Origin of the sequence: Marivirga arenosa (genome assembly GCF_030503895.2) — a bacterium.
GTDB classification, from domain to species: domain Bacteria; phylum Bacteroidota; class Bacteroidia; order Cytophagales; family Cyclobacteriaceae; genus Marivirga; species Marivirga arenosa.
This window is the reverse complement of record NZ_CP129970.2, coordinates 3794249-3820734: the sequence shown is the minus strand read 5'-3', so window position 1 is coordinate 3820734 and position 26486 is coordinate 3794249. Positions and strand designations below refer to the sequence as shown.

Here is a 26486-nt window from a genome sequence, read left to right as displayed (position 1 = left end):
CATATTTGCTTCATCATTCATAAACACAAAAGTAAAAAATGAAGCAGGTTCTATTAGCATTTATTATTTTATTCACCACTAACATTCTCCATGCGCAGGTATATATGGAGGAGAAAAGCAAACATAGATTTGCCCAAACCTATGTAGGGTTCAATACACAGATAGTACCAACACAAGGTCAATTTGTATCAGGTGGTTTGAGTAGTAAATTTCCCACACTTATTTCTCCTAGATTTAATATAGGGGGCTTACATTTTTGGGGGAAATGGGATTTCAATGTTAATCTTCCGCTCGCTCACTTAGGTGATAAAAAAGTTTCGGAAGATACTGAATACCACTTCATCCCAGGAGCAGATTTAAGTGCTCGATATTATCCATGGCGAATGGAATTTGGCAAATTGAGACCTTATGCTGGTGTTTCAGTGAACCAGATGGTTTTCAAACTAGATCATGAAGAGCTAGGGAGCAGAGACGATTTATTTTTCACTGCATCTCCCTTAGCAGGTGTTTCCTATGCTTATAAAGGATGGCAACTCAATGCGGAACTTATGTGGGTGCCCACGAACAAAAAAGAGTTCTATACGAGCCGAAATCAAAGAGAAATATTTCATTTACCACAAAATTATTTTTCAGTTGGGATTGTAAAGTTTTTCGATACTACACTAAAGGAAGAGAAAGGCTACAAAAACGGATCTACCAAGAAAAAGGAAGATGAATTGAGAAGTAAAGGGAAATTAAACAGCTTTTCAATAGGTGTTGCACCAAGTGGAGCATATTTTTTGCGAGCACCGCAATTCTCTCAAGGTGAGCAGCAGTCCTTACCACGGCACAAAGGTGAATTCAATTGGGATTTTGGGCTGGGCTACTTATTTCATGACACAGGGCTTCACATCGGTTTTAGTTATAGGGATTACAGCTCAAACTCGAACAGCTATGGATTAGAACATGTAATTCGAAGAAAGTCTGTGGCATTCGAAGCCTTTAAATTCTTTTGGGATTACAATGGATTTGTACCATTTATCGGACCAAGCATTAGCTATGAGAGATGGGGTGCAGCGGAATTTGAGAATGATGTAATGACAAATGAAGTGGCCCGAACTAGAATGATTTCGCCAGGGATAATTTTTGGTTGGGACATAGTTCCATCTCCACTCGAGACTTGGGTATTACGCACAAACCTTCGATATTATCCCTTACAAAAAGTCAAAGACCCCTCCAGACAACTGTCCAGAATGGATCAATTTGAATTTAATATCATTCAATTAGTCATCTATCCAAATCGAATCATCAATCTGCGCTAATATTATGAAGAATATAATTCAAATCATCCTGATCATTCATATTTTCTCAGGTGCAATTGCCTTGATAAGCGGTGCAATAGCTATCGCTACACAGAAAGGAAAAGTAAAACATAAGAAATCAGGGAAGATATATGCTATGGCAATGCTCATCGTATTTGTAACAGGAATAAGCATTGCAAGCTATCAATTTAATAGATTTCTTTTCTTAATTGCCTTTCTTAGCTATTACAGTGTGTTTTCAGGAGTAAGAATTCTAGAATTGAAAAAATTGCATCAAGGTCAAAATCCACAATGGTACGATTGGTTTGCAGGTATTATTAATTTTATTGCCAATTTAGCCTTTGTTGCCATTGCGATTCACTATGCTTTGAAACCTGAAACCAACGTAGCTGGGGTGCTATTGTCTGGAGGTTTTGGTTTAGGAGGAATGTATTTAAGCTATGTGAATATGAAGCCTTTTGTAAAAAGGCCTAGACATGCAGCACATTGGTACACCTATCATCTAGGGAATATGATGGGAGCCTATATTGCCACCTTTACAGCTTTTTTCTCCACTATGGTCACACGATTTGAATTCATGAATCCTTTTATTGCATTTGCTTTACCATCACTTATTGGAATTCCTCTATTAGTATATTGGACACATAAAACGGAAGTTAAATTTAAAATGAAATGAAATATCTATTTTCTATTGTAACGATCTTAGTTGCTAGCCTTTTGTTAGGCTGCAGCTATTTAAAAAATGTACAGCTTTTGAGTGGCGGTGAATTAAGACGCCAGGAATTTGTACAAGCCATTCCTTTCGAAATGAAAAAGGATATTATTGTGGTGAAAGCCAAAGTAAATGGCGACAGTATTGAAAGAGAATTTATATTTGACACGGGCGCTTTCAATAGTAAAATTGAAAAGGAATTGGCTGAATCTCTTCAACTTAAAACCATTACCACTAAATCAAACTCTACTGCAGCTGGAGTTACGAGAGAAATTGAAGTCACCAGAATTGATTCTATTATTTTCGGAGAAACTGCATTTTATAATGTGGGAGCTGGAAAAGTAGAGTATGATGAAGAGTCTGCAAGTCCGTGCATTGCTCCTCATGGAATCATTGGAGCCAATATCTTAAAATTGGCCCATTGGAAAATAGATTATGATAAACAGTTGATTTATTTTTCAGATCGAGCATTTGAGGCTGAACAGGCCTCTCATACCATTCCTTTTGATCATCCACTACTTTCAGGAACGCCTAGTATCAGCTTGAAAATAGGAGGAAGAGAAGCTCAGAATGTGCTATTTGATGTCGGTTATAATTGTGGATTGGTTTTACCTATAGGCCTAGCTAAAGCATTTGAAGGAGAGGAGAAGTTATTTTTTGATCGATCTACAACAGGTATTTATGGATCCAAGACTGATACCCTGATAGAAAAGCAGTTGGAAATAGAAATTGATGGATTTAAAACTACCATCCCAGTTAATTTTTCAGCAAATGGAAAAGCACTTTTAGGCAATGAGTTTTTGAAGCACTTTGAGGTGAACATTAACTATGAAGAGGATATCATTGAATTGGTACAGAGGAAGGAAGTGGAAATTATGCCTAATCGTAAATTCATTCCCGGTATAACTGATAAGAATCAATGGGTAGTAAATAGAACAACAGAAGAATTGCCACTTTCTTTAGGGGATAGCCTGATTAGTATCAATGGAAAAACACCCGCGGATCTATTCGAGAATTATTGCGACTATGTCATGAATATTGGCTCTTTAATTGATGCTGATAGTCTTCATATAGTAAAAACAAGTGGGGAAAAGCTGGCTATAGTTAATGAATTGATTTTATAATTATGACTCTTGTTTAGTGGCTAATATCTCGTTTTGTTATTGAATTAAATTTTAACGATTGATTGCAGATTTCTGCTTTAGGATATTGTTTTTGAATCTAAATAAAAAGTGAAAAGGGTACGGTTTATTCGTACCCTTCTATAATTATTTCATAGCTAAAAAAGAATCTACCTGTCCGTAGAACCACTCTGGTTCATCATAGAAAATAAAGTGATAGGCTTTATCGGCTACTGCTACTTTCACGTTCTTGATATCTTTGCATTGAGCTTCATAGTTTTGTTCGACTATAGCTTTTGTGCTTCCATATTGCTCATAAGCAGCCCAAGCTCCTAATACTAATACATTCGCTTTTACATTATTCATTTCAGGTCTTATATCGGTAGTATACATTTCGCCATAAGCTTGTCCAGTAACACTTCTGTTACTATTAATACCCATTTCAACTACTTGTTCCCTTTTGTCTGGAGTCGCAATCATTCCAGCGATAATCATTTTTTGTTGTTGGGCATATGCTTCTTCTGTAACATTTTGCATACTAGCTTTCATTTGATTTACAAATCCTTGTGCCGTTTCAGGAGTAATGTTTGGCATCTGAATAGCAGGGAAGTAAGGAATTCCATCAACTGAAATTACTTTTTCAAATAATTCTGGAGCTGTTGCTGAGGCCCATAAGGAAAGAAACCCACCCATGCTGTGCCCCATCAAAATGGAGTTCTTTAATTTATTTTCTTTAGTATAGGATATAATTTCGTCTCTTACAGCTTTTAAGTAATGATCACTTTCTACGTTTTCTTTGTTTCCAAATCCCTTTAAGGTGACTAGGTGAATTTCATAATTTGATTTGTAGCGGTTAACAACATCTGACCATACATCAGCAGAGCAAGACATGCCGTGTATCAAAATCATAGGTTGTCCTTTTCCTATAACTTTAGTGCTGATAATGTTTTCACTTTTTAAAATGTGAGCCGAAAATAGTAATCCAGCAATTAATAATATGATTCGTGATTTTTTGATTAGATTTTTCATTTGTTTTTGTTTTTGATTTCTCAAATGAAGAAAGAATCATCCATATCCAGAAAATGTATTGACAAAGTGTAATTATAAAATGATAAACTGCCGAATGAGAATATCTTATTGATAAAATGTCTGTTTTATCTGCCTTATTACCTTTCGTCAATAGTTTTATGTAATTCGTCAATTATAGTTGTTACAAAAACATTGCTTTCTATCTTTAAGCAATGATTTGGAAAAGAATAACAGAATATAAAATACATCATGTAATTGGTTGGTCGCTTTACTTTGCATTAGCCAGTTCAGCTTATTATCAATTCTACACTAATAAAGTCGATTTATACTTAGTAACTTCTGTCTATGTGTTATCACACGCAGCAATGTATTATGTTTCCCAGTATGTAATTGCTGTCAGGACCTTAAAAAAAGGGAGGTCAGGCTTATTTTTTATATTCTACTTTTTACTTGCCGTTTTATTATCATTCCTAATGTTTGGAGCGATTAATTTGATATTAGGAAAGGATATGCCAAGGTATTTTGGAGACCAATTCATGAACATATTTCCTGTTTTTTTGATTTCAAATCTATTCATGGGTGGAGTATTGATTGGTATTAAATCTATTATAGATAAATCAAGAAATCAGAAGTTAGAACAAGCGCGGCAACAGGAGAACCTGATGACGGAATTGAGTTATCTGAAAGCGCAGGTAAATCCTCATTTTTTATTTAACACTATAAATAGTGTTTATGTCTTAATTAAGATTGATCCAGATAAGGCGGCAGAAATGCTGATCAAATTATCTGATTTACTTCGATCGCAGTTATATGATTTCAGTAAAAATAAAATTACAATAGAAGAAGAAATTCAGTATTTAGAAAATTATATAGCTTTAGAGAAGTTAAGGAAAGCCCATAGAGTAGAAGTTGAATTTAGTAAGGAGGGAGAATTATATGATTTCTCAATGCCTCCTTTACTTTTAATTCCATTTTTAGAGAATTGCTTTAAGCATTTATCTTCTAATCAGGATTCTACCAATATTGTTAAGATTAATCTGAGAAAGCAAGGATCAAATTTATTGGCTGAATTCATAAATACTTATGATGATGAATTAGATGATAATAGGGCAGGAGGAATTGGTTTGAGTAATGTAAAAAGAAGACTGGCTTTACTTTTTCCAAATAAATATGAATTAAGCATTAAGAAGAATAACGACTTTTTTGAAGTCAGCCTTAAACTGAACTTAGATGAAAATGAGCACTAAAATGAATGTTTTAATTGTTGAGGACGAACATTTGGCAGCGGAAGGATTAAAATCATATGTTTCTGAAATCAATTTTTTAAACCTGATTGGCTATTGTGAAAATGCATTGGAAGCAAATAAATTTCTGGCCGAAAAATCTATCGACCTAATGTTTTTAGACATTCAAATGCCAAAATTGACAGGCATTGATTTTCTGAAATCCCTTTCAAAACCGCCTATGGTGATATTCACTACTGCTTATCCTAATTATGCATTACAAGGTTACGAGCTTGATGTGATTGATTATTTGGTTAAACCTTATCCATTTGATCGTTTCTTAAAAGCTGTAAATAAAGCAAAAGACAGATTTGATTTATCTTATCATGGTGTGAGCTCAAATGATTCTTCTCAAAATGAATATTTCTTTGTCAAGACTGAGCATAAACTTGAAAAAGTGATTTTTAATGAAATTAATTATGTTCAAGCTATGGAGAATTATGTAGTGATTCATAGTCAGAAGCAAAGTATCATCACTTTAATGACCATGAAAGCGATGGAAGAGATTGTAGAGGATAAACCGTTCTTAAGAATCCATAAAAGTTACTTGATTAATAAAGATAAGGTGGAGGCTATAGAAGGTAATTCAATTCATATTGGAGGCAAAACGCTTCCTATTTCACGGCAAAAGAAAAGCCAAGTCTTGGATCAAATAATAAAATCATGACCTGGAACCTGGCTTAAAATATTAAATTTTAAAAATATTTACTCAGCTACATCTTCTTGTAATTCTTCAACAGGTTTCCCTAAGTTTCCTTCTTTTAGCTTTTTCATATAAGTAGCTAAATCAGTTCTAACTTCTTTAGATAAGATGTATAAACCTATCATATTAGGAACTGACATGGCAAGTATCATCATATCTGAGAAGTCTAATACTGCACCTAAACTTACTGAAGCACCCACTACTACAAATACTAAGAATACTATTTTATAAGCTAATTCAGATCTGTTGGTTTTTCCAAAAAGATAAGTCCAGCCTCTCATTCCATAATATGACCATGAAATCATGGTGGAAAATGCAAATAAGAAAACGGCTATTGCTAATACATATGGGAACCATGAAATAACAGAACCAAAAGCTTGAGCAGTTAATTTTACGCCTGTAACTCCTGGTACTTCATGCATGCCTGTGAAAATAAGCACTAGTGCTGTTAATGTACAAACTACAACGGTATCAATAAAAGGCTCCATTAACCCTACAAAACCTTCCGATGGTGGATTGTGAGTTTTAGTAGCACTGTGAGCGATGGCTGCAGAACCTACACCCGCCTCATTTGAGAAAGCCGCTCTTTGGAAACCAATTATTAAAACACCTATAAATCCTCCTTTTAGTGCGCTAGAATTTAAAGCTCCATTGTATATAGCTGAAAGTGCAGGTCCCAAGTTTTCAATATTGATTCCAATAATAGTTAAGGCTGCAAGCACATAAATGATTGCCATAATAGGTACAACCTTACCCGTAACTTTGGCAATACTTTCAATACCACCAATGATAACGATTCCCACTAAAACCGCTAAACCTATGCCAAACCAGAATCCCCAGCCTTCTAACACTGCAAACTGTGAAGCCATTATTTGGAAGGATTGATTTGACTGGAACATATTTCCAGCACCAAATGAAGCCCCTACACATAATACCGCGAAAACCCCAGCTAATACTTTTCCTAATCCTTTGATGTTACGTTTCTCTAATCCATACCGCAGGTAATTCATGGGGCCACCAAAAATTTTACCATCGACCTTAATTTCTCTGTATTTCACTCCTAATGTACATTCTACGAATTTTGATGACATTCCAAGTAATCCTGCCAATATCATCCAGAAAGTAGCTCCCGCACCACCAATTGAAATGGCAACGGCTACACCTGCAATGTTTCCTAAACCTACAGTTGCAGATACTGCTGTAGCTAAAGCCTGAAAGTGGGTTACTTTACCAGGCGCATTAGGGTCGCTGTACTTTCCTCTTGCTAAATCAATGGAGTGCTTGAAACCTCTTACGTTTATAAAACCCATCCTTACTGTAAAGAAAGCGGCTCCTGCTATTAGCCAAACTACAATAAATGGGATGCTATTTTTTCTAATGTCACCATTAGGGTGTAATAGGGGGCGTTCTTCTTCAAAAGTGATACTTGCGAAATATTGAGCACCCTGTTCAATCAAATGTTTTGTATTATCAGGACTAAAAATAACATTGCCCTCTTCTTCATTAAAATCAATAACACCGCTTTCTGGTGCTTTCACCACATCTGCATCTTCATTATCTATGGAAACAATTGCTATTTCATCTCCTTTATTTACTTTTTCACCATCCTGAACCAGCTTCTTTTTAAGTATGAATATCTTATCTGTTTTAGCAGTCCATTCAGGTGTTTTGATCATTTCTTTATCCGTATACACAATTGGATCATAAAGACCCACTGCTTCAAAAGGATCCCAAAAGAGCACTTTACTCATAAATTGAACCACTGGCTCAAATACAGAATTGAAATTCTCAGTTATAGATTCAGCAGGAATGGTAATGTTCTTGGTGATGCTTATATCATTGGCATCAGTAATTTTTACATTATACTCAAAACCTTCTATAAGTCCTGAAGCCTCATTAGCAGTTAATGGTGTGTTTTTGTTAGACCATTTAAACTGATAGGGTGGAGTTCCGCCAAAGGGTGACAATTTTATTCCACCATCATTTATCGATTTGGACGGATTAATTAATTCTACCTCAACCCATAAAGAGTCATTTTGGGAATTAATCGAAGCATATGAAATAAAATTGAAAAAAGTAAGAAAGGTAATTATCGAAACTAATCGTAATGATTTCTTCATAAATAAATGCTAATTGATGAAAATTTGTTTTGAGATCAACTATTTTACTAAATCAATAGATTGTGTAGCGATCTGTTTGACTTAAGGTTACAAAATCAACTGAATAAGTACGTTTTTGTTCAAAATTCAATGATTTTGGATGAAATAGCCCCCTTAAAATTAATAATCTAACATTTTATAATTATCAAATCGGGATAGTAATTACTATATATATAGTAATAAAATTACAAAAATAGTTGTATTACTAATAAAATAGTAATAACCTTGTGCTATGAAAGAATTAACAAAGGCAGAAGAGCAATTGATGCAGCATCTTTGGAAGCTTCAAAAAGCTTATCTTAAAGATATCGTAGAATACTATGAGGAACCTAAACCAGCTTATACCACTATAAGTACTGTGGTTAATGTATTGGTGAAGAAGAAATTTGTTGGTTTTGATTTACATGGGAAATCTAAACACTATTATCCCTTAATATCAAAAGAAGAATATTCTAACCAATCCGTTAAGAGTTTAATTGGGAATTTTTTTAATAATTCCTACAAGCAATTTGCTTCGTTTTTTACTTCCAGAAAAGAATTATCACTAGACGAGCTAAAAGAGATTCGATCAATGATAGATCAAGAAATTGAAAAGAAAAAATCATGATTACTACCTTATTATTTCTATTAAAAGTAATGGTGATTCAAGCCATATTGTACATACTATATACAGTAAAATTTCATAAAAGCGGAAATCATTCGGCTAATAGGTTTTATTTAATCTTAGCGTTAGTAATTAGCTTTGTAATTCCTCTTATATCTTTTCCTGCTATATCTCAATACTCAAATGAGACGGTTCATGAGATTACAAATTGGTATGAAGTGACAGATCAAACGCTTAGCGAATCTATATCGGTATTAGTTCCTGTTAAAACATCCAATACTATCAATTATTATAAAGCTATAGGGATTGGTTTATTCATTGTTATTACTACATTCTTTTTACTTAAGGCATTGATTAGTCATTTTCAATTATTGAAAATAGCAAGAGAAGCTAAAGCAATTACTATTAATAATCAAAATGTTCTTATTGCTAATATTGATATACCCTTTAGCTATTTTAATAAGATTTTTATACCAGAAAGATTAATAAAAGCCCCACAATTTGATGTCATTCTTAATCATGAATTAGCTCACGTTAAGTACTGGCATTCATTGGATAGGCTATTCTTAGAATTTCTAACAGCTATCTTCTGGTTCAATCCATTTCACTATTTATATAGAAGGAAACTAGTCGAAATCCATGAGTTTCAGGCGGATGAGAATACTATAGCCAGAGACCGCGATGTAGTGAAATATCAAGAAACCCTTTATTCAGAATTACATTCAAATTTTTCGATAACTAGTGTTAATTACTTCAATTTCAATACTATAAAAAACCGCATAAAAATGATGAATCAACCTAAAAAACAATCAAAATGGCAATATTTAATAATACTGCCAATCATCGCCTTATTAGCCTTTTCATTTACTAAAAGGGAAAATTCACCTACTTCCTTCATTGATCCAGAATTGGATGAATTATTTGAAAGCATTATAGACTTAAGTGATGTTTATACTCCTAGTATTCTGCCATTAGAGAATTCAGATTTGGTTAGATTAACTTCCACATTTGGTAAACGAATGCATCCAATTTTGAAAGTGATGCGAATGCACGAAGGGGTAGACTTTGCTACAGATATTGGCAACCAAGTAATGGCAACTGCTAACGGAACCGTGATTAAAGTTGATAATATTATAAATGGATTTGGTAAACATATAATAATTGATCATAACGGTCTATATCAAACTAAATATGCTCAGCTTTCCGAATTTAAGGTAATTGAAGGTCAAAAAGTGAAAAGAGGAGAAATTATTGCTTTAACGGGGAATTCAGGAGTATCAACTGGACCGCATTTACACTATGAAGTGAGAGACTCAAAGGGAGAAGCACTAGATCCTTTACATTATATCAAAGACTATAGTTATAAAGAAGAGGTACCTGATGGAAGGTCTAACAAAACGAATCTGGGAAATTCAGAAGGTATAATTCGAGTTTTAATTGATCCGGGACATGGTGGGAATGATAAGGGGATGAAATCTTATGAAAAGACAGAAAGCCAAGTTACTCTAAAAGTTGCACAGTTAGTTCATGAATATTTTAGAGATTCTGAAAAAGTTAGAATTGAGTTAACTCGCTCAGCTGATAATAATGTTACTTTAGAAGAAAGAGTAGCTAATACTAATAATGCGGACTTATTTATTTCTTTACATATTGAGACTCATGAGTATGAAGATGAAGATAGATTAATAGCCATTTACAATGATTCAAATGAATATACAGCTCAGTCTAAATATTTTTCAGAATTATTATCAAATGAATTTAAAGAAATAGACAAAATAGTGAGAGTGGGATACTCAACTGGATTCTATGTTTTGAAAAATACAAAATGTCCATCTGTAATGTTGAGTATGGGCTACTTCTCTAACCCTGATTCCGAAAAGTATTTAAATTCGAATGAGGGTATAAATGAAATTGCAACAAAATTGGCAGAGGCGATTCTTGCATCTATCTAATGTTCATTTGACTTTTATTCTTTTAATAGAATAAAATTTCTAATTAATCGATAAAAAACATGAATTCATAGAAGTAGTCTCCGAAAAATATCTCATATTTAACTAATAACAAGCTACTTAAGTAATGCAGCTAAAAGCTATAGTTAAATATAAGCAAGACTTAAAAATACTTTTTGTCGCACTGGGCTACTTCTTTTTTGCTCGCCTTGGCTATTTTTTAGTATTTGAAGACATATACATATTACCCACCTGGCCTCCTTCAGGTTTGGCATTAGCATTCCTTATAATATTGGGTAGAAAAGCCTGGCCAGGTATTACCATAGGAGCATTACTTGCTAATATCCTTGCCTATTGGAATACAGGAGATCTTGAATCTAATTCCGTAATATTATTATCCTCATTAATTGCGGCAGGTCATACTTTGGAAGCTTTATTAGGTAACTTTTTGATTACAAAATGGATTGAGAAGGATCAATTATTCAGAAAATCAGTCAACATCTTTAGGTTCTTAGGAATAGGGGTGGTTATAGCACTTATCAGCGCAGCTATTGGCACAGGGGCACTTTACTATCAGGACTTATTTCCTGAAGGTGAATTTTTAAGTCGCTTTGTATCCTGGTGGGTAGGGAATCTAGTGGGCATATTATTATTTACTCCTTTCATATTATCGTTTAGAGAGCCCTTTCTTAAAAATTTAAAGCGAGCGCATTTAATAGAAGTTATATTTTTTAGCCTTGGTATAGCAGTCGTTTTTATGTTGCTAAATAATGAAGAATTACGCTATCCGGTGCAGCAATCCATTCCTTTTTTAGTTTTACCCATGCTCCTTTGGATGGCTTTTAGATTCCACTTGGCAGTTGCTATGACGGGCACTATTGTAATCGCCTTAATTTCTGTTTACATGACCACTAAAGGGATCGGCCCCTTTGTAATGGAAACACCTTCAAATGCCATGTTGATTCTTCAAACGTTCTTAGGCGTAATTAGCGTTTCCACAATAATTCTGTCTGCTACTCAAAGAGAAAGAAATGAAGCTCAAGCAGAGTTGAAATCTTTAAATGTGAACTTGGAAGAGATCGTGCAAAAAAGAACAGAAGAGCTGCAAAAAGAAAATACAACTCGTAAAAAAGCAGAAGAGGAATTACAAAACTCTAATACCGAATTGAGAAAGATTAATGCAGAACTGGATAATTTCGTTTATAGAGTCTCACATGATTTAAGAGCTCCCATTGCGAGCATGTTGGGGCTGCTTAATCTGGCAAAGACAGATGAAAGCCCTGAAATGAAAAGCGTATATCTTTCGAAAATAGAGGAAAGTGCTAATCTTCAGGATACTTTTATAACTGAAATTTTGGATCAGTCAAGAAATGCGCGCTTAGAAATCAAAAATGAACCGATTGATTTTGAAAAGATTATAAACGAATCTTTCGATCAATTGAAATATTCAAATTCTGATGAAGAGGTTGAGAAAACGCTCGATATTAAATTGGATGATACCTTTTATTCTGATCCTTGGCGATTAAAGGTGATTTTGAATAATGTTATATCAAATTCTATACGCTATCGAAATGGAAGATCTCCTAAAATAGATATAGAAATCAAATCAAATAAGAAGACAGCAGTGATCAATGTGCAAGATAATGGAAGAGGCATTTCTGAAGAGCATATTCACAAAGTGTTTGATATGTTCTATCGAGCGACAGATGATAATGCAGGCTCTGGTTTAGGATTGTACATTGTAAAAGAAACAGTCGCTAAACTGAATGGTGAAATTGATATTGAATCTAAACCAGCTAAGGGAACTAAAATAAGCTTTAAAATCCCGAATATGAAATCTTAGCTTATTTTAATTTAAGCCAAGCAATCAAGCTTATTACTTATCAAACATTTGCAACTCCAAACAATAAAGCCCAATTTTGATTTTTAAATCTGAACTTATATTTGATTAAGAAGATTAATAAATCATGGCAGAAACTTCACATTGGACTGGATCAGAACAATATTTATGCGACCCGGCATTAGCACAAGCTTTTCATATGGCACGAACTTTAGGAATGCCACTTTTAATAGAAGGAGAACCTGGAACGGGTAAAACCGAATTACCAATACATTATGCAAAGGATAGAGGATTAGACTTAGAAGTGTATCCGGTAGGTTCCAAAAGTAATGTGGAGCAGTTTGTAGCTCGTTTTGATCATGTTAAATATTTACGTGATTCTCAGATAGAGATATTAAATGCTCAAAGAGAGGAGAAAGGTTTAGATAGCAAACTAACTACTGGCGATCGTAATCCTGAATCTTTGGCTGATTATGTAGTGAAAGGACCAGCGGCTATCGCTTATAGCAAACCCAATTCAGTTTTATTGATTGATGAAATTGATAAAGCCCCTCGTGAGTTCCCGAATGATTTATTGTATGCTTTAAGTCATAGGAAGTTTATTATGCCTGAATCGGGCGAGGTGATAGAAGTTTCTGAAGAAGATATGCCAGCTATTGTGATTACTTCTAATCGTGAACAGGAATTGCCCACAGCTTTTAAAGGGAGATGTATTTATCATTATATCGATTTTCCGGATCAAGATACTATGGCGAAAATCATTGATAAACATCATCCTAATTTGGACGATAAAGTAGTGAAAGTGGCAATTGATGTATTTTACCATTTAAGAAGATTAGGATTGGAAAGAGCTCCTACAACCAGAGAGATATTAAACTGGTTAAAATACATGGGGGATATTGCACCTAAAGAAGCGGTAAAGAAAATAGAAGGCCTTGAAGGTATAGGAGCATTGATCAAAACACAAGATGATATGATTCGCGTGAATAGAATGATTGGTGCTGATGATAATTTTGGATCTAGCTTAAATTGAATATTTCGAGTTTAAAACTCGATAATTACTGAATCTTCGTTTTAAACTAGGACTAGCTAAATGGTTTAATCAAAGTGACTATCCCCTAAGGGGGATAATAGGGGGATGCACAAAAATACTATTGCTAATTTATCTAAAACCTTTTTATAAAGATTTAAAACAAAATGGTGATAAGTTTTAATTTTTTACTCAATTTAATAGAAGTGACTATCCCCTTGAGGGGATTATTGGGGTGTTTTGAAGGGAAGCCGAATTAGTATTTGCCATAAACAATTAGTAAAATATATATTTAGAAACAAATAATATGCTTAGCTCATTACCTGAACATTTCAGATCATACGGACTAAAAGCAGATGTTAGAACTTTGCTTTTACTCAGGAAAGCTATGCAAAGAGATTTGGTGAAAACCTTAGGGGATGTTCATAATGTATTGAAGGGAATCATAGTAAAAGAGCCTACCGATATTGGTCCTTTTACAAAAGCCTATTATGCTTACTTCTTGCATATTCCGATCAAGCCAGGTGAAACCCTGGAAGATGCGATCAAAAGATCTGAAACTTTTCAAAAGTGGAAGACTAAATTTGTAGAAGAAGCAGATCGAGAGTATGATGATGAAGAGCTAACCAATCTATTTTTGGATGAGGTGCATTTAACTTCTTATGATATTAAAGAAGTGATTTCAGGTAAAGAGATTTGGGATAAGGATAATCCGGATTTAGAAGATAAGGATCCTCAAGCAGAAGAAGGTGAAATTCCAGAGCGCCAATTAGATAAAATGGCAGACTATTCGGAACTCTCTTTAGAGGAGCTTCTGGAGCGCATGGAGAAAGTTCGTGAGCAGCAAAAGACTCGTCATGGTGGAGGTAGCCATTGGATTGGTACTGGTGGTATTTCGCCCTACGGACATGGAGGAGCTGCAAAGAATGGAATCCGTGTGGGTGGACAAGGAGGAGGGAAGATGGCCCGAAAGGTAATGGGAGATAAACATTATTTTCCTATTGATAAGGATGCTACCTTGAATGATAATAATGTGGATGCAGCTCTTGCTTCTATAAAAGGGGTGATTCAGGAAAGTAATACTGAAAAGTTGGATGTACCTCAAACCATAAAGTCGGGTATTAAAAGAGGAGGGCTGTTCATTCCAGAATTATCGAGCGAAAAGAATGAAGAGCTGAAGGTAATAGTATTGATTGATAATGGAGGCTATTCTATGGCGCCTTACGTTCGTTCAGTGCAGAATTTGTTTCGGAAGATGAAGACACGCTTTGCACATGATCTTGAAGTGTATTACTTCCATAATACCATTTATGATAGAGTGTATGTTGATGAACGTAGAACCAAAGCGATCAGCATTGAGAAACTTTTAAGCCACAGTAAGGATTACAGAGTATTCATTATGGGAGATGCTGCTATGGCACCCTATGAAATCACTCAGGGCAGCGTTGATAGTTTAAAAGCCATTCCGAAGAAATTTAAAAAGACTGTATGGCTCAACCCTGAGCCGATTAAATATTGGCCGCATACTTATACCATTCAGCTGATAAAGCAATTGATTCCAATGTTTCCTCTTACACCAGCTGGAATTGAAAGAGCCGTAAGAAGCATGAACAATAAAAGTACGGAAGGCTAAGTTTCTAGCTATAAATTTCAATCCTTTTTAAGACTTGGTGTGTCTGTGAGTAAGACATCAACCTTATATGAGAAAACTATTTATTGCACTAGCATTAGGGCTTTTTCTAGCTCATCCTATTTACGCCCAGAAGGATACGACTACATTTAACAAAAAGCCATTTCGGATATCAGTAGGCTTAACCGCTACCGCTTATACAGCAGGCGTATTATACCTTTCCGAAGTATGGTATAGGGACCATGAGAGAGTTCCTTTGCATTGGTATAATGATAATGCGGGCTGGCAACAAATGGACAAGGCTGCACATGCTTACATTGCGTATCATCAAAGCCGAGCAGGCTATGAAATGCTCAAATGGAGTGGTGTGAATCAAAATACTGCTATATTTATAGGAGGAAGTTTAGGCTTTATCTTTCAATTGCCGATTGAAATATTTGACGGTATTTATGAAGGCTATGGCTTCTCTTGGGGAGATGTATATGCCAATACTGCGGGTTCATTATTATTTATGCTGCAACAAAAGTTTGCGGATGAACAAATCATTAAAATGAAGTTTTCTTATTATCCCACCCCATATTCCAAGGTAAACCCCAGAATATTAGGTGAAAATGCACTAGAGAGCTTGTTTACCGATTATAATGCGCAAACCTATTGGTTGAGTATTGGCCTCAATAAATTGATCCCAGATGAAATAATTCCTAATTGGTTAAACATTGCGCTAGGCTACAGTGGAGGAGGCATGCTGTCAGATTTTGAAAACCCACGCTGGGTAGGAGGGAAAAGGATAGCTGAATATGCTCGTTACCGACAATTCTTGCTTTCCCCTGATATTGATTATACTCAATTCAAAACCAATAGTAAGTTTTTGAACGGACTGTTCGAAGCCCTAAACCTCACCAAGTTTCCTGCCCCTGCTATTGAATACAATACGGAATACGGCTGGGTACTTCATTTTATTTATTTTTAGAAGATAACTCAATTTCATTCATCAGATTTAAATCAAAGTATAAAAGGTTTTTCTCTTTTGATTTGGTTATAAGAATTTAAGCTGACTTTCATTTTGATAGTTAGGAATTTTATTTAGTTTTACTTTCTACTAACAGGTTACATAAATTATTTACTAAATCGATAAACCCATTTATGAGATTTCAATCATTTTTCAATTTTTCAGTACTGTTTATTTGTACCTTCGTATTCACTTCTTGTCAAGATCCAGATGAGGTCGATTTAAGTTCTGAAAAAGAAATTGTAAGTTTTAGCATATCAGATGAATCTACTAAAATTGACCTTCAAATAAATAACAATAATTCAACCATATCTGGAGATGTACCATTTAATTTTAATTTAGAGGAAGTAACAACTGAAATTACCCTATCTGAGGGAGCAACAATTAGCCCAGATTCAGGTTTTGGTCAAAATATTATGAATCAAGAATCTTATGTAGTAACTGCAGAGAATGGAGAAACTAAAACATATTCTCTAGAATTAACAGTAAGTCCCAACAATCAAAACTTTATAGTTTCATTTTCAGTAAGAATTGATGACACTATTTATGATGCTAATATAATTGATAGTGAATATCATGTCAAAGATACCCTCCCATACTTTGCAGACCTTTCAAACTTATCACCTGTAATTACAGTTTCAGATAATGCTACAATTAGTCCTGAAGCTGGGGTTGAACAGGATTTTACAAATCCCGTAATCTATGAAGTTACTGCCGAGAACGGTGCAACTCAAAAATACATAGTAGACATTTATCGTGAAAAAAGTCCTGAGAATGATTTATTAGAAATTGGTTTTGATAATGTTGAGGTTTCGAAAATTTATGGAGCCATTGATGAAAGTTCTGCACAGGTAATTCTTAGAGTTCCTTCCACTGTTGATTTAACCAATGTAATACCATTTTTTCAAGTGTCAGATCGGGCAAGCGTATCAAGTGAAATTAGCAGTGGGATTAATTTATCAAGTCCGTATAGTTTTGAAGTAGTTGCAGAAAACGGTGATTCGAAAAACTATATTATTCAAACAGAAGTAATGGATATTAATGAAGATTTTTCTTTCGAAGAGGGGGTGGCAAGTAAATGGTTCGGAGGCGACAATAGGTCATCTTTTGGGCCAAGAAATATCGGGACTGGTCAATCAATAACAATTACTGAAAATATACATCTACAATCATTTTCCGTTCACTTTAATGGAGAGTTTGATTATTTTGAAAATCCTGATTTTAATGGGCACGAATTAGAAATTATATTAGAAATAAGGAGCAATGATGGAAGTATACTTGCCAGTAATTCTGTTGTCAATCCTGCTACTTTCGATGGTGGTTGGGTAACCTTCGATTTTCATGATCGTGCAGTTCATCTTACAAATAATACAGAATATATATTTACATGGTACCTTCCAAATGGCTTTTCAAACGGATACAATTCTGGCTCGTCTGGAGATGCTGATATGGGATATACTGAAGGTAGTGGTTATAGTGTTGGAATAGAGTCAGAGGATGAAGATATTACAGATTGGAGTAATTGGTACGAACACGGATGGGATTTTTGGTTTCGTTTGGAGGGCTTAAAATAGAATAGACAATAGAAAAATTTAGAATTGCTCCGTTAATAAAACTAGTTGTTTATTAGTATTACAAAAGATTGCTTTCAAAAATAATGGAAATTATTAATCCAATAGATCTATTTATATGAAAACTTAAAATTAACCATTATCAGAAGTTCTTTTTTCCCCTGATATCGATTATACTCAATTCAAAACCAATAGTAAGTTTTTGAACGGACTCTTTGAAGCCCTAAACCTCACCAAGTTTCCCGCCCCTGCTATTGAGTACAATACGGAAGACGGCTGGGTGCTTCATTTTATTTACTTATAAAAAGATTAAAGTATTAATTTTTAGATGGGGATATTTTTCGGTGGAACTTGGATTAACGGCCCGGCTAAAAAACGTTGCTGTCCCGCAGGGCAGCTATGTTTTTTTAGCCATTGTTGGCGTGTCGTTTTTTTATTTCTTCTTTTAAGTTATTGTCCACTAGTTTTTTGAACTCTTCTTCTGTCAGTTCTAAATCTTCACGTTCATATAAATAAAAATGCATCATGTCGTCATATTTCTCCGCAATAGAATTAGCGTAGGAAATTTTTCTCATTGTTTCCACTGAGGCACAAAGTTTCTGATGTTTGATTTTTCTGTCGAGCTTATTTCTCTTGTCAATTAGTTTGACTTTCTTGTCGTGAACGATAATGGTCAAGGTGTCGTTTTGCTCACCATAATCCTCTAATTTGTTAATTGGAATTTTAATGTCTCGACTTTGTGCATAGGACAAGCTATACCAATGATTAAACAACTGATAATGAATTTCAGTGCTGTCCACTTGCATGACAATATGTAAGTGTCCTGGGAAAAATCTTGAGCCTTTTCTTGCTGTATATGTTTCTTGAGAAAAACCTGTCAAGCCGAAACAAAAAGTCAATATGATACTGAAGATGATTTTCATGGTTTCTTTAAATGCACGCCAACAACTGAATATAGTCACCCCCTGGTGACTATATTTATATATCGTCACCCCTAGGTAACGATATATCTATTATGTCAGTCCTCAAAATTCAAAAAATAAAGCTGGGCATAAGGTTTTGGTTGTAAATGAACTGATCCCCTAAATGTAAATAAAATCTTTAAAGAACAAAAATTGTAGTTGCAAAGGGGAGTTAAGAAGGATAGACTTAAATAGCGAATCTCCCATCTATTAAATATTTATTCTAAAAGTTCTTTTTCTATACTTTTGTACACTATATATTGAGGCTTTAATTTTTATCAACCAAAACTTAAGATTATGTCCAAAGAGAACTTTGAATCCCTTAAAGGAAGCATTGCGGCTATGGAAGCGGCAGAAACAAAAATTCCTAACATGCCTGTTGACGTTTACTTGCAGGAAGCCTCAGATTTATATGAATGGAGTAAAGCGGATCAAAATCAATTAATAAAGGTGGGGGTTCCCAAAGCTTATTTTACTGAAATGGAGGCTCGAATTGGAGCATTGCGCTATGCTCAGTCCATCTGGAACAAAGATCAATACACTAAAGAAGAAGCCCAGCAGGAGTGGGACGAAATGAGCCCAAAAGCGGTAGATTTAAAAAATGAAATTGAACATGCCTTCCGTTTTGCTTTCCGAAAAAGGCCGGATTTATTAGCCAAAGTGCAAGGAGTGGAGCAAGGCACTTCCAATGCTGACCTGGTGCAGGATTTAAGTGACTTAGCCGCCTTGGGTTTAGCCAATTTGCCGCTCTTGAAATCCATTAATTTTGAGGAAGATAAATTACATCTTGCGGCTAGTCAGGCCTCTGAAATGAGCATTTTATTAGCTAAGGCCAATGGTGAACGCAAAGAGGATAGCAGCCCTAAAATTACCCGAGATAAAGCCTATAGCTATTTGAAGCAAGCAGTAGATGAAATCTATGAAGCCGGTAAATATGTCTTCTGGAAAGATGAGGAGAGAAGGCAAGGATATTTAAGCCGCTATCTTAATAAAGCCTCCTAATTTAGAAGCCTTCCTGAACATCAGGAGGGCTTTTTTATGGCTCAGGATGCTTAGAAAATGACTCAGGACTAGTCATATTCACTCAGTAAGACTAAAAATTCACTCAGGAAAGGGTAATAGCCAGTCAGGAGAGGGGTATAATGACTCAGGAGGGGGTATAAATCACTCAGGAAGGGTCAGTAATGACTCAGGAAGGGGGTAAAGTTACTCAGGACGCTAGAATTTCAGTCAGGAAGGGGTATAAGTGCCGCAGGAAAGGATATAAGTCACGCAGGAGGTCTATTTAATGAACAGCTTTGGTCTTTATCAAAAAAAATCGTAATGCCACCACCATGCAAAGCATGTCGGGAACGATGACAGGTGGTGAAATAATGCTAAAGGTACAAGCGGTACGGTTACACTAAAGGAGTAGTCTATTTTATATATTTACCATATCGCCATAACATTTCACGATAATAAAAATCGACAATCAAAGGAATTTGATTCTTCCAAAGTTTAAGTTCAGCTTCAGGTAGTTCTGCATATTCTGTAGTTAGGGCTGGTGAAAGACCTGATTGACGTAGCTCACAATAAGCCAATAAAGAGGTATCAGATTTAAATGCTTTTGCCAGAGCATAATTATAAAGTCCATTTTCATTGGGAATGATATACCTATTTCTTTCAAGTTCCCTTTCTCTTTTTTGACTAATCTGTTTTTGTGTCTTCGAAATCTTAATACTATCAATAGGAAATAATTCTTCAAAATTCTCATTAATTGGACCTAGATCGATATTTTTTTGTCCTCTTTCTGGTAGGAAATGTTCAACATTATAAGCCTTATTATATGACTCATCGATGTATAGGAAGATGTCCTTTCTCAAACCTGATCGTTCGAACTCCCTTAATACAAGAATAGCATTTACACTATCGAAAGATAAGGGTTCTTTTCTTTCAAGCATTCGCTTGATAAATTCTCTGGATTGTTCTCCTATCCCTGATTTTGAAGGGAAATTCTCATCTAAAAACGTTTTATAATTCTTCGTAAGAGTTTTAAAGCTCTCTGTTTTCTCAGTACCAAGTTCACTGAAGAATTCTTGTTGTTCCGAGTGATTTTGAGAGCAACTAAAGAGTAGTAGGATGAGAAGTATTTGTATGAATTTCATTTTGTTTTGGAAGGTTGAATCTTCAGTTTTTAATATTCGATCTGTATTGACATTTTGACCAAAAGCATTTAATAAAGTGAATAAAAGCAGTATTGTGACAATTATTATTCTTATTTGTTCTTTAATGGTATTGTATGTGAAAACTAGCGAATTAAAAAGATATCACATTTCTTTTAAGAAGATAATTAATTAAATAAAAAAAGTTTCAAGTTGGTACCTAAACATCTTTTTTAAATTCTTTATAATAAACCGTTTTTTATTTTTCCTTAATATTATGTTAAACAGGCTTCACTTTTGGTGGGCTTTTGGTTAAAGTAATATAAGATATACATTTACATAATTAAATACTATTCAGGTAAATAATGCATTAGTTACTTTTTTCGCCTTGCTAGCGACCGATTTTCTGCTGTCTGCCATTAATCTTTTGAGATGAGGAGCCATCCATTTTTTTAAGTTGTCATCTTTTTTCGCCCACTCACCAAGGGTGGTCATACTTTGATTTAAGACAATCCAATCAGAATGATTTGCTAAATTGTTTTTCATGATATCCTGAGCATCTAGAATTTGCTCTTTTGACATATCTTTCTTTAGCATGTCAAAGAGTTGAGCTAGCGTCCATTGGGTTGATGCCTGATTAATTTCTGATATCTCAACTAAAAATCGATCGATATAGGGAATAAGTATGGATTTATCTTGTTTGCAGATTCGCTTCATGGCATTGGATGTTCTTAATCTCACCACTTCATCATCACTGAAATAGCAATTGAAAAGCTCTGGGAATAAGTTTTGCTCTTTAAGTACTCTGTCTACTACTTCAATAGTATTCCCTAATGAGTTAGGATGCCCACCTTTTAAGCGATTTTCGATATCACCCATACAGTTATAATTTTGTTAAGGATAAATAATAATATTTATCAAGCAGCCAATTAAGTAAGCTTTTAAAAGCAGTTTGCATTTATTATGAGTTCTATTTCCGTAGAATCTTCTCCATCTTCTTTCCCTTCGCTAGTTCATCCACCAACTTATCTAAATAGCGTACTTGTTTGGTGAGTGGTGTTTCAATTTCTTCAATTCTATAGCCGCAAATAACACCCTTAATCAATTCAGCATGAGGATTCAATTTTGCCTCTTCAAAGAATGTTTGAAAAGTTACCTTCTCCTCAATAAGATTATTCAAGTCATTTTCATTAAAGCCAGTAAGCCATTCTATTACCTCTAAAAGTTCTTCCTTTGTTCTCCCTTTCTTTTCGATTTTTGAAATATAATGAGGGTAAACGGAGGAGAAGGTGATCTTAGCTATTTTAGCATCATGTTCAGGAGTAGTAGCCATAATTCCTTAATTTTTAGATAAATATAGTTTCATTTTATCAATTTCTAAAGCATCTAAGTGTCCCATTTTGCTTTCATCCTTTGTTATTAAGTGCATATGTAAAAAGGAATCATGATGGGTAAATACCCCTTTATGATGCATGGAGAAAAATCCGATTATCTCGGAATCTACATTTTCAATAGTATAGTTTTGCTGCCCCACATGCGCTTCTTGAGGAGAAGATACTTTTGAGCCTTCCGGTAGATTTTGAATATGAATCATAGCGCTTTTCACTTTACCGCTAAGCTTAAAAACGAAAGGCTTGTCGTAATCGTCAATTTGTTCGATTATAAATCTTTCAATGTCTGCGACAGATTTCACTTCATCAGCTAAATCTATTTCTTGCCAATCTGTGGCATTACCATAAACAAAAAAAGGTGCAGAAACATCATAGTTCTTTTCTACAGTCATGCTAGAATCAGAAAGTACTTTAGAAACATAACTAATTCCGTTATTGATAAGCAGTTCACCTTTTAACTCACTTAGAGGTCCAAGTCCATAGAGTCCTGTTTTATTTGCTATAGTGTCTAGGTAAATATTTCCATCTAATTCACCTTTCCACATCACATTTTTCATGGCTCCCACTACTTCAATTTCAGGTCTGATGTCCGAGTGTTTACCACTTTCTTGATTATGACTTGTATTGCAAGCGGTCATGAAGAGTATGATCAGCCCAAGCCCAATTGTTAATATGTTTAAGTTCATAAGCTTATTAAAATAAAAATCACTCATACCAATAGAATTTTAAGAATTAAGTTAGAACTTGTAGAATCTCATTTTTCATTGAATTTCCTATTTGAATTCCTTTGGCCTACTATTCCAAACGGTCATAAACTGACCAGTAGCCATCCTTCTTGCAGCAAATTTAGCTTTATTGGCTTTTTCTCCTTCAAATAATTCATCTAAAGTTTCAAACCATAATTGAAGCCATTTATGAAAATGCAATTGTTGGATGGAATGATTAGAATGCTGATCGACCTTGATATGTTTGAGAGTTGGGTTGCCTTTAAATTTCTGAACTCTAAAAAGGTTTGATTCCCAAAAATCAGTCAGTTTTTCTAAATGAATAGGCCACTCGTCATTAGCAATATGTTTATTAAATATCGGACCCAGTAAATCATCTTCCCTCACTTTTGAGTAGAATGCTTTCACTAAGGTATTGATATCACTTCTGGATTCTATATCTGACATATTTAACTTTTATTTTACCATCAGCTAACTTCCAAAGTTATAAATACTTCTAATTGATACATTATGGTTTTAAAAGATTAAATAGATTATTATTTATTGTAGAGAAGTATTAAGGACTTTTCAGAATTGTTTATGTACTTTAACTTAAAGAGGATTTAAAAATTAAGAATAAAAAAAGCCATCCGAAAATGGAATGGCTTAAGTGATCCTACTAGGTTCGCAGGACCTTCCCGACTTTGCAAGTCGGGATGCACTATCCAGCTGAGCTTATGGGATAAAATTTTGAACATGAAAAAAGCCATCCGAAAACGAGTAGCTTAATTGATCCTTCTAGGTTCGCAGGACCTTCCCGACTTTGCAAGTCGGGATGCACTATCCAGCAGAGCTGACAGGGTAATGTTTTTACCATAAAAAAGGCCATCCGAAAACGAGTAGCTTAATTGATCCTACTAGGTTCGCAGGACCTTCCCGACTTTGTAAGTCGGGATGCACTATCCAGCTGAGCTGACAGGGTAATGTTTTTACCATAAAAAAGGCCATCCGAAAACGAGTAGCTTAATTGATCCTACTAGGTTCGCAGGACCTTCCCGACTTTGTAAGTCGGGATGCATTATTCAGCAGAGCAAGGAGTTCAAAATTTTGAACATGAAAAAAGCCATCCGAAAACGAGTAGCTTAATTGATCCTACTAGGTTCGCAGGACCTTCCCGACTTTGTAAGTCGGGATGCATTATTCAGCAGAGCAAGGAGTTCAAAATTTTGAACATGAAAAAAGCCATCCGAAAATCGAATGGCTTAAGTGATCCGTCCAGGATCATGCCTTAAATATATAAATTACTGTTTTACAAGTAGTTATTGCTTTTTGATATTCCGTGGACACTAATTGGACACCAAATAAATATGTTGCTTTAATGTCGTTTGTCTTTTCAATTTCTACTACATACTGACAAAGAACTTTTCTTTGATATATTAAATATACACAAATTAGAGCAAATATTATGTATAAAAGACGGGAAATTTCTGGATTAGAACCTAAAAATTTGGCTTAATCGGTGAGGTATTGTTGGACGATTTCAGCATCTATTCCGGTGTAATCTGCGAACTCTGAAACGGTGATCATTTGGTGTTTCTCTTTACCTTTTCTTTCTCTGATCTTTTCTAATATTCTTCTTCCTGTGCGTTCGCTTTTCCCTGTGATACGCTGAATGTCCTTTGGATATATGACAGTTCTTTTCAATAACATGACTTCATACTTTATCTATACTTTATCCATAAGGATGCTATACACTAATATAGCCAAATTCCTTTAGGCTATAACGACAATACTTGCCATTTAAGTCACGATGACCAGGGGCGGAAGTTGATTTTTGACAAACGCTATTTGAGAGAATACTTTGCTTGCTCATCAAATATAATTTTAGAAATGGCAAGACAAAAAGGAGTGATTAAGCTAAAGGGAAAGATCGGGGATCTGTCTTTTTACAAAACGAAGGATGGCTATTTAGCCAGAGAAAAAGGAGGCGTTGATAAAGCAAGAATTCAGAATGATCCTGCGTTCCAAAGGACCAGAGAAAATGGATCTGAATTTGGGAGAGCTGGAAAAGCAGGAAGGCTTTTGAGAACCTCTGTAAGGCCGTTGCTTTTGAAAGCTGCGGATAGTCGGGTGACCAGCAGAATGACTCGAGAATTGGTTAAGGTCGTGAAAAGCGATACCTCCAATGCGAGAGGAGAAAGGACTGCTGTTGATGGAGACATTGAATTATTAAGAGGGTTTGAATTCAATCAGAATGGAAAGCTGAATGCGACCATGTATGCGCCTTATACGGCTGCTATTGACAGGGCAACGGGTGAAGCAACAGTAAACATTCCGGATTTTATTCCTCAGAATACTTTTGCTGCTCCTGGAGGGGCTACTCACATGCGTTTAGTAGCTGCTGCAAGTAAAGTAGATTTTGCTGAGGAAACTTTTAATCTGGATACTGATGAAAGCAGCGAAATTGTTATAGGCCCTCAAACTGAAGCTGCCATTACTTTAACAGCTACTCTTCCTGCTGGAGGACAAGAGCCAATCTTTTTGCTGTTTGGAGTTGAATTTCTTCAAGAAGTGAATGGGACAATGTATCCGCTTAAAAATGGTGCATTCAACTCACTGGCATTGGTTGAGATCGAAAATGACGCTAAATAGTATTTATAGTGGACTTTGAATTAAAGCGAACCTATAAACCAAGCGGAACTAATGGAGCTCTTTGGTATGATGGATCACTGATCTGTCATACCATCGAACTTCCCTGGAAGGAGAATCAACGAAATATCAGTTGCATTCCTGAAGGGAGATACCTTTTGGAAAAAAGGATTACTCATGAAAGAGGATTTCATCTGATGCTGAAAAATGTACCAGGACGAAGCTGGATTTTAATCCACCCAGCGAATGATGCAATGAAGGAATTGCAGGGGTGTATAGGCTCTGTGATGAAGCTAAGCGGTACTGGTAAAGGAATTCATTCAAGAAAAGCAATGCATAAACTTTTGGAAGCCTTTGAGGAGGTTCAAAAAGAAAACGAATTGGTATATCTCACCATTAAAAAACAATCAAATATGAATATTATAAAACGAGCACAGCAGCCTACCCCTAAATTCTTTAAGAAACTAAGAACTGCAGGATTGATATTGGCCGCTATAGGAGGTGCTATATTGAGTGCACCGATTAGTTTACCCGCTGGAGTGATTACAGCAGCTGGTTACTTGACAGTGGGTGCTAGTGTGTTAAGTGCTGTGAGCCAGGTAACAGTAGAGCAAGAAGAAACGCCTCCTCAGGAGGAAATGAATCACAATTCTCATGCAAGTCCATGACAAGGCTGGAATAGCAGGAGGGACTTTGCT

Annotated in this window: 24 protein-coding genes; 15 read left to right on the top strand and 9 right to left on the bottom strand. The window is 35.1% G+C overall.

Translation table 11 applies throughout. The annotated features are described in order from the left end of the window. The first annotated feature begins 38 nt into the window (after nt 1-38). From QYS48_RS16590 to QYS48_RS16580, 3 genes are read left to right on the top strand one after another with little or no spacing between them, the layout of a single operon-like run. Nucleotides 39-1301, top strand: a complete 1263-nt coding sequence (locus QYS48_RS16590) for a hypothetical protein (protein WP_308356908.1) — start codon at nt 39-41, stop codon at nt 1299-1301. 4 nt (nt 1302-1305) lie between these two features. Then, nucleotides 1306-1977, top strand: a complete 672-nt coding sequence (locus tag QYS48_RS16585) for a hypothetical protein (RefSeq protein ID WP_308356907.1) — start codon at nt 1306-1308, stop codon at nt 1975-1977. Beyond that, a complete protein-coding gene (locus QYS48_RS16580) occupies nt 1974-3137 on the top strand; it encodes a retropepsin-like aspartic protease (protein WP_308356906.1) in 1164 nt (387 codons plus the stop codon). The genes QYS48_RS16585 and QYS48_RS16580 overlap by 4 nt, the downstream gene beginning before the upstream one ends. A gap of 144 nt (nt 3138-3281) precedes the next feature. Here the strand turns inward: QYS48_RS16580 and QYS48_RS16575 are convergent, their stop codons facing one another. Further along, entirely contained in the window at nt 3282-4163 is an 882-nt protein-coding gene (locus QYS48_RS16575; protein WP_308356905.1) for an alpha/beta hydrolase, read from the bottom strand. A 212-nt stretch (nt 4164-4375) separates the two neighbouring features. On the opposite strand from QYS48_RS16575, the gene QYS48_RS16570 reads away from it, so the two are divergent. Together QYS48_RS16570 and QYS48_RS16565 are read left to right on the top strand one after the other, a co-directional pair. Further along, nucleotides 4376-5410 (top strand): histidine kinase, encoded by a 1035-nt coding sequence (locus tag QYS48_RS16570; RefSeq protein ID WP_308356904.1) that lies wholly within the window; start codon nt 4376-4378, stop codon nt 5408-5410. After that, on the top strand, nt 5394-6113 hold the full coding sequence (locus QYS48_RS16565; RefSeq protein ID WP_308356903.1) for a LytTR family DNA-binding domain-containing protein: 720 nt from the start codon (nt 5394-5396) through the stop codon (nt 6111-6113). The genes QYS48_RS16570 and QYS48_RS16565 overlap by 17 nt, the downstream gene beginning before the upstream one ends. A 38-nt stretch (nt 6114-6151) precedes the next feature. Here QYS48_RS16565 and QYS48_RS16560 read toward each other — a convergent pair whose 3' ends face one another. Beyond that, nucleotides 6152-8269, bottom strand: coding sequence for an amino acid carrier protein (locus QYS48_RS16560; protein ID WP_308356902.1), 2118 nt, complete (start codon nt 8267-8269; stop codon nt 6152-6154). A gap of 271 nt (nt 8270-8540) precedes the next feature. Here QYS48_RS16560 and QYS48_RS16555 point away from each other — a divergent pair, with 271 nt between their 5' ends. The 7 genes from QYS48_RS16555 to QYS48_RS16525 all read left to right on the top strand — a co-directional run bounded on the left by QYS48_RS16555 (nt 8541) and on the right by QYS48_RS16525 (nt 17944). Continuing rightward, on the top strand, nt 8541-8915 hold the full coding sequence (locus QYS48_RS16555; protein ID WP_308356901.1) for a BlaI/MecI/CopY family transcriptional regulator: 375 nt from the start codon (nt 8541-8543) through the stop codon (nt 8913-8915). Beyond that, the gene (locus QYS48_RS16550) at nt 8912-10864 is read left to right on the top strand and encodes an N-acetylmuramoyl-L-alanine amidase (RefSeq protein ID WP_308356900.1); all 1953 of its coding nucleotides are present in this window, start codon (nt 8912-8914) and stop codon (nt 10862-10864) included. Before QYS48_RS16555 ends, QYS48_RS16550 begins: the two co-directional genes overlap by 4 nt. Before the next feature lie 124 nt (nt 10865-10988). Continuing rightward, nucleotides 10989-12704, top strand: a complete 1716-nt coding sequence (locus tag QYS48_RS16545) for an MASE1 domain-containing protein (RefSeq protein ID WP_308356899.1) — start codon at nt 10989-10991, stop codon at nt 12702-12704. Nucleotides 12705-12828: 124 nt separating this feature from the next. Next, a complete protein-coding gene (locus QYS48_RS16540) occupies nt 12829-13734 on the top strand; it encodes a MoxR family ATPase (RefSeq protein WP_308356898.1) in 906 nt (301 codons plus the stop codon). 304 nt (nt 13735-14038) lie between these two features. Then, nucleotides 14039-15364, top strand: a complete 1326-nt coding sequence (locus QYS48_RS16535; RefSeq protein WP_308356897.1) for a hypothetical protein — start codon at nt 14039-14041, stop codon at nt 15362-15364. A gap of 67 nt (nt 15365-15431) precedes the next feature. Then, entirely contained in the window at nt 15432-16331 is a 900-nt protein-coding gene (locus QYS48_RS16530) for a DUF2279 domain-containing protein (protein ID WP_308356896.1), read from the top strand. A 173-nt stretch (nt 16332-16504) separates the two neighbouring features. Then, nucleotides 16505-17944: a hypothetical protein gene (locus QYS48_RS16525; protein ID WP_308356895.1), complete on the top strand. Its 1440-nt coding sequence runs from the start codon at nt 16505-16507 to the stop codon at nt 17942-17944. A gap of 404 nt (nt 17945-18348) precedes the next feature. On the opposite strand, the gene QYS48_RS16520 is transcribed toward QYS48_RS16525, so the two are convergent. After that, nucleotides 18349-18864: a hypothetical protein gene (locus QYS48_RS16520; protein WP_302100350.1), complete on the bottom strand. Its 516-nt coding sequence runs from the start codon at nt 18862-18864 to the stop codon at nt 18349-18351. A 336-nt stretch (nt 18865-19200) separates the two neighbouring features. On the opposite strand from QYS48_RS16520, the gene QYS48_RS16515 reads away from it, so the two are divergent. Beyond that, the gene (locus QYS48_RS16515) at nt 19201-19905 is read left to right on the top strand and encodes a hypothetical protein (protein ID WP_308356894.1); all 705 of its coding nucleotides are present in this window, start codon (nt 19201-19203) and stop codon (nt 19903-19905) included. A gap of 413 nt (nt 19906-20318) precedes the next feature. Here the strand turns inward: QYS48_RS16515 and QYS48_RS16510 are convergent, their stop codons facing one another. The 6 genes from QYS48_RS16510 to QYS48_RS16485 all read right to left on the bottom strand — a co-directional run bounded on the left by QYS48_RS16510 (nt 20319) and on the right by QYS48_RS16485 (nt 24849). After that, nucleotides 20319-21047 (bottom strand): hypothetical protein, encoded by a 729-nt coding sequence (locus tag QYS48_RS16510; RefSeq protein WP_308356893.1) that lies wholly within the window; start codon nt 21045-21047, stop codon nt 20319-20321. A gap of 351 nt (nt 21048-21398) precedes the next feature. Next, a complete protein-coding gene (locus tag QYS48_RS16505) occupies nt 21399-21923 on the bottom strand; it encodes a hypothetical protein (protein ID WP_308356892.1) in 525 nt (174 codons plus the stop codon). 91 nt (nt 21924-22014) lie between these two features. Continuing rightward, nucleotides 22015-22377 carry a DUF2200 domain-containing protein gene (locus tag QYS48_RS16500; RefSeq protein ID WP_308356891.1) on the bottom strand — a complete coding sequence of 121 codons (363 nt, stop codon included), beginning with the start codon at nt 22375-22377 and terminating at the stop codon, nt 22015-22017. A gap of 6 nt (nt 22378-22383) precedes the next feature. Next, on the bottom strand, nt 22384-23148 hold the full coding sequence (locus QYS48_RS16495; protein ID WP_308356890.1) for an acetolactate decarboxylase: 765 nt from the start codon (nt 23146-23148) through the stop codon (nt 22384-22386). A gap of 60 nt (nt 23149-23208) precedes the next feature. Next, nucleotides 23209-23607, bottom strand: a complete 399-nt coding sequence (locus QYS48_RS16490; RefSeq protein ID WP_308356889.1) for a group III truncated hemoglobin — start codon at nt 23605-23607, stop codon at nt 23209-23211. A gap of 1044 nt (nt 23608-24651) precedes the next feature. After that, nucleotides 24652-24849, bottom strand: coding sequence for a hypothetical protein (locus QYS48_RS16485; RefSeq protein WP_308356888.1), 198 nt, complete (start codon nt 24847-24849; stop codon nt 24652-24654). A 180-nt stretch (nt 24850-25029) separates the two neighbouring features. Between QYS48_RS16485 and QYS48_RS16480 the strand changes: the two genes are divergently transcribed. Then, complete coding sequence (locus QYS48_RS16480) at nt 25030-25791, top strand: hypothetical protein (RefSeq protein ID WP_308356887.1); 762 nt, start codon at nt 25030-25032, stop codon at nt 25789-25791. 8 nt (nt 25792-25799) lie between these two features. After that, nucleotides 25800-26456 (top strand): DUF5675 family protein, encoded by a 657-nt coding sequence (locus QYS48_RS16475; protein WP_302100365.1) that lies wholly within the window; start codon nt 25800-25802, stop codon nt 26454-26456. Nucleotides 26457-26486: the final 30 nt, after the last annotated feature.

What these genes read in the sequence shown, in the direction of transcription:
- QYS48_RS16590 (WP_308356908.1), top strand. Translation starts at nt 39, where the DNA reads ATGAAGCAGGTTCTATTAGCATTTATTATTTTATTCACCACTAACATT.
- QYS48_RS16585 (WP_308356907.1), top strand. Translation starts at nt 1,306, where the DNA reads ATGAAGAATATAATTCAAATCATCCTGATCATTCATATTTTCTCAGGT.
- QYS48_RS16580 (WP_308356906.1), top strand. Translation starts at nt 1,974, where the DNA reads ATGAAATATCTATTTTCTATTGTAACGATCTTAGTTGCTAGCCTTTTG.
- QYS48_RS16575 (WP_308356905.1), bottom strand. Translation starts at nt 4,163, where the DNA reads ATGAAAAATCTAATCAAAAAATCACGAATCATATTATTAATTGCTGGA.
- QYS48_RS16570 (WP_308356904.1), top strand. Translation starts at nt 4,376, where the DNA reads ATGATTTGGAAAAGAATAACAGAATATAAAATACATCATGTAATTGGT.
- QYS48_RS16565 (WP_308356903.1), top strand. Translation starts at nt 5,394, where the DNA reads ATGAAAATGAGCACTAAAATGAATGTTTTAATTGTTGAGGACGAACAT.
- QYS48_RS16560 (WP_308356902.1), bottom strand. Translation starts at nt 8,269, where the DNA reads ATGAAGAAATCATTACGATTAGTTTCGATAATTACCTTTCTTACTTTT.
- QYS48_RS16555 (WP_308356901.1), top strand. Translation starts at nt 8,541, where the DNA reads ATGAAAGAATTAACAAAGGCAGAAGAGCAATTGATGCAGCATCTTTGG.
- QYS48_RS16550 (WP_308356900.1), top strand. Translation starts at nt 8,912, where the DNA reads ATGATTACTACCTTATTATTTCTATTAAAAGTAATGGTGATTCAAGCC.
- QYS48_RS16545 (WP_308356899.1), top strand. Translation starts at nt 10,989, where the DNA reads ATGCAGCTAAAAGCTATAGTTAAATATAAGCAAGACTTAAAAATACTT.
- QYS48_RS16540 (WP_308356898.1), top strand. Translation starts at nt 12,829, where the DNA reads ATGGCAGAAACTTCACATTGGACTGGATCAGAACAATATTTATGCGAC.
- QYS48_RS16535 (WP_308356897.1), top strand. Translation starts at nt 14,039, where the DNA reads ATGCTTAGCTCATTACCTGAACATTTCAGATCATACGGACTAAAAGCA.
- QYS48_RS16530 (WP_308356896.1), top strand. Translation starts at nt 15,432, where the DNA reads ATGAGAAAACTATTTATTGCACTAGCATTAGGGCTTTTTCTAGCTCAT.
- QYS48_RS16525 (WP_308356895.1), top strand. Translation starts at nt 16,505, where the DNA reads ATGAGATTTCAATCATTTTTCAATTTTTCAGTACTGTTTATTTGTACC.
- QYS48_RS16520 (WP_302100350.1), bottom strand. Translation starts at nt 18,864, where the DNA reads ATGAAAATCATCTTCAGTATCATATTGACTTTTTGTTTCGGCTTGACA.
- QYS48_RS16515 (WP_308356894.1), top strand. Translation starts at nt 19,201, where the DNA reads ATGTCCAAAGAGAACTTTGAATCCCTTAAAGGAAGCATTGCGGCTATG.
- QYS48_RS16510 (WP_308356893.1), bottom strand. Translation starts at nt 21,047, where the DNA reads ATGAAATTCATACAAATACTTCTCATCCTACTACTCTTTAGTTGCTCT.
- QYS48_RS16505 (WP_308356892.1), bottom strand. Translation starts at nt 21,923, where the DNA reads ATGGGTGATATCGAAAATCGCTTAAAAGGTGGGCATCCTAACTCATTA.
- QYS48_RS16500 (WP_308356891.1), bottom strand. Translation starts at nt 22,377, where the DNA reads ATGGCTACTACTCCTGAACATGATGCTAAAATAGCTAAGATCACCTTC.
- QYS48_RS16495 (WP_308356890.1), bottom strand. Translation starts at nt 23,148, where the DNA reads ATGAGTGATTTTTATTTTAATAAGCTTATGAACTTAAACATATTAACA.
- QYS48_RS16490 (WP_308356889.1), bottom strand. Translation starts at nt 23,607, where the DNA reads ATGTCAGATATAGAATCCAGAAGTGATATCAATACCTTAGTGAAAGCA.
- QYS48_RS16485 (WP_308356888.1), bottom strand. Translation starts at nt 24,849, where the DNA reads ATGTTATTGAAAAGAACTGTCATATATCCAAAGGACATTCAGCGTATC.
- QYS48_RS16480 (WP_308356887.1), top strand. Translation starts at nt 25,030, where the DNA reads ATGGCAAGACAAAAAGGAGTGATTAAGCTAAAGGGAAAGATCGGGGAT.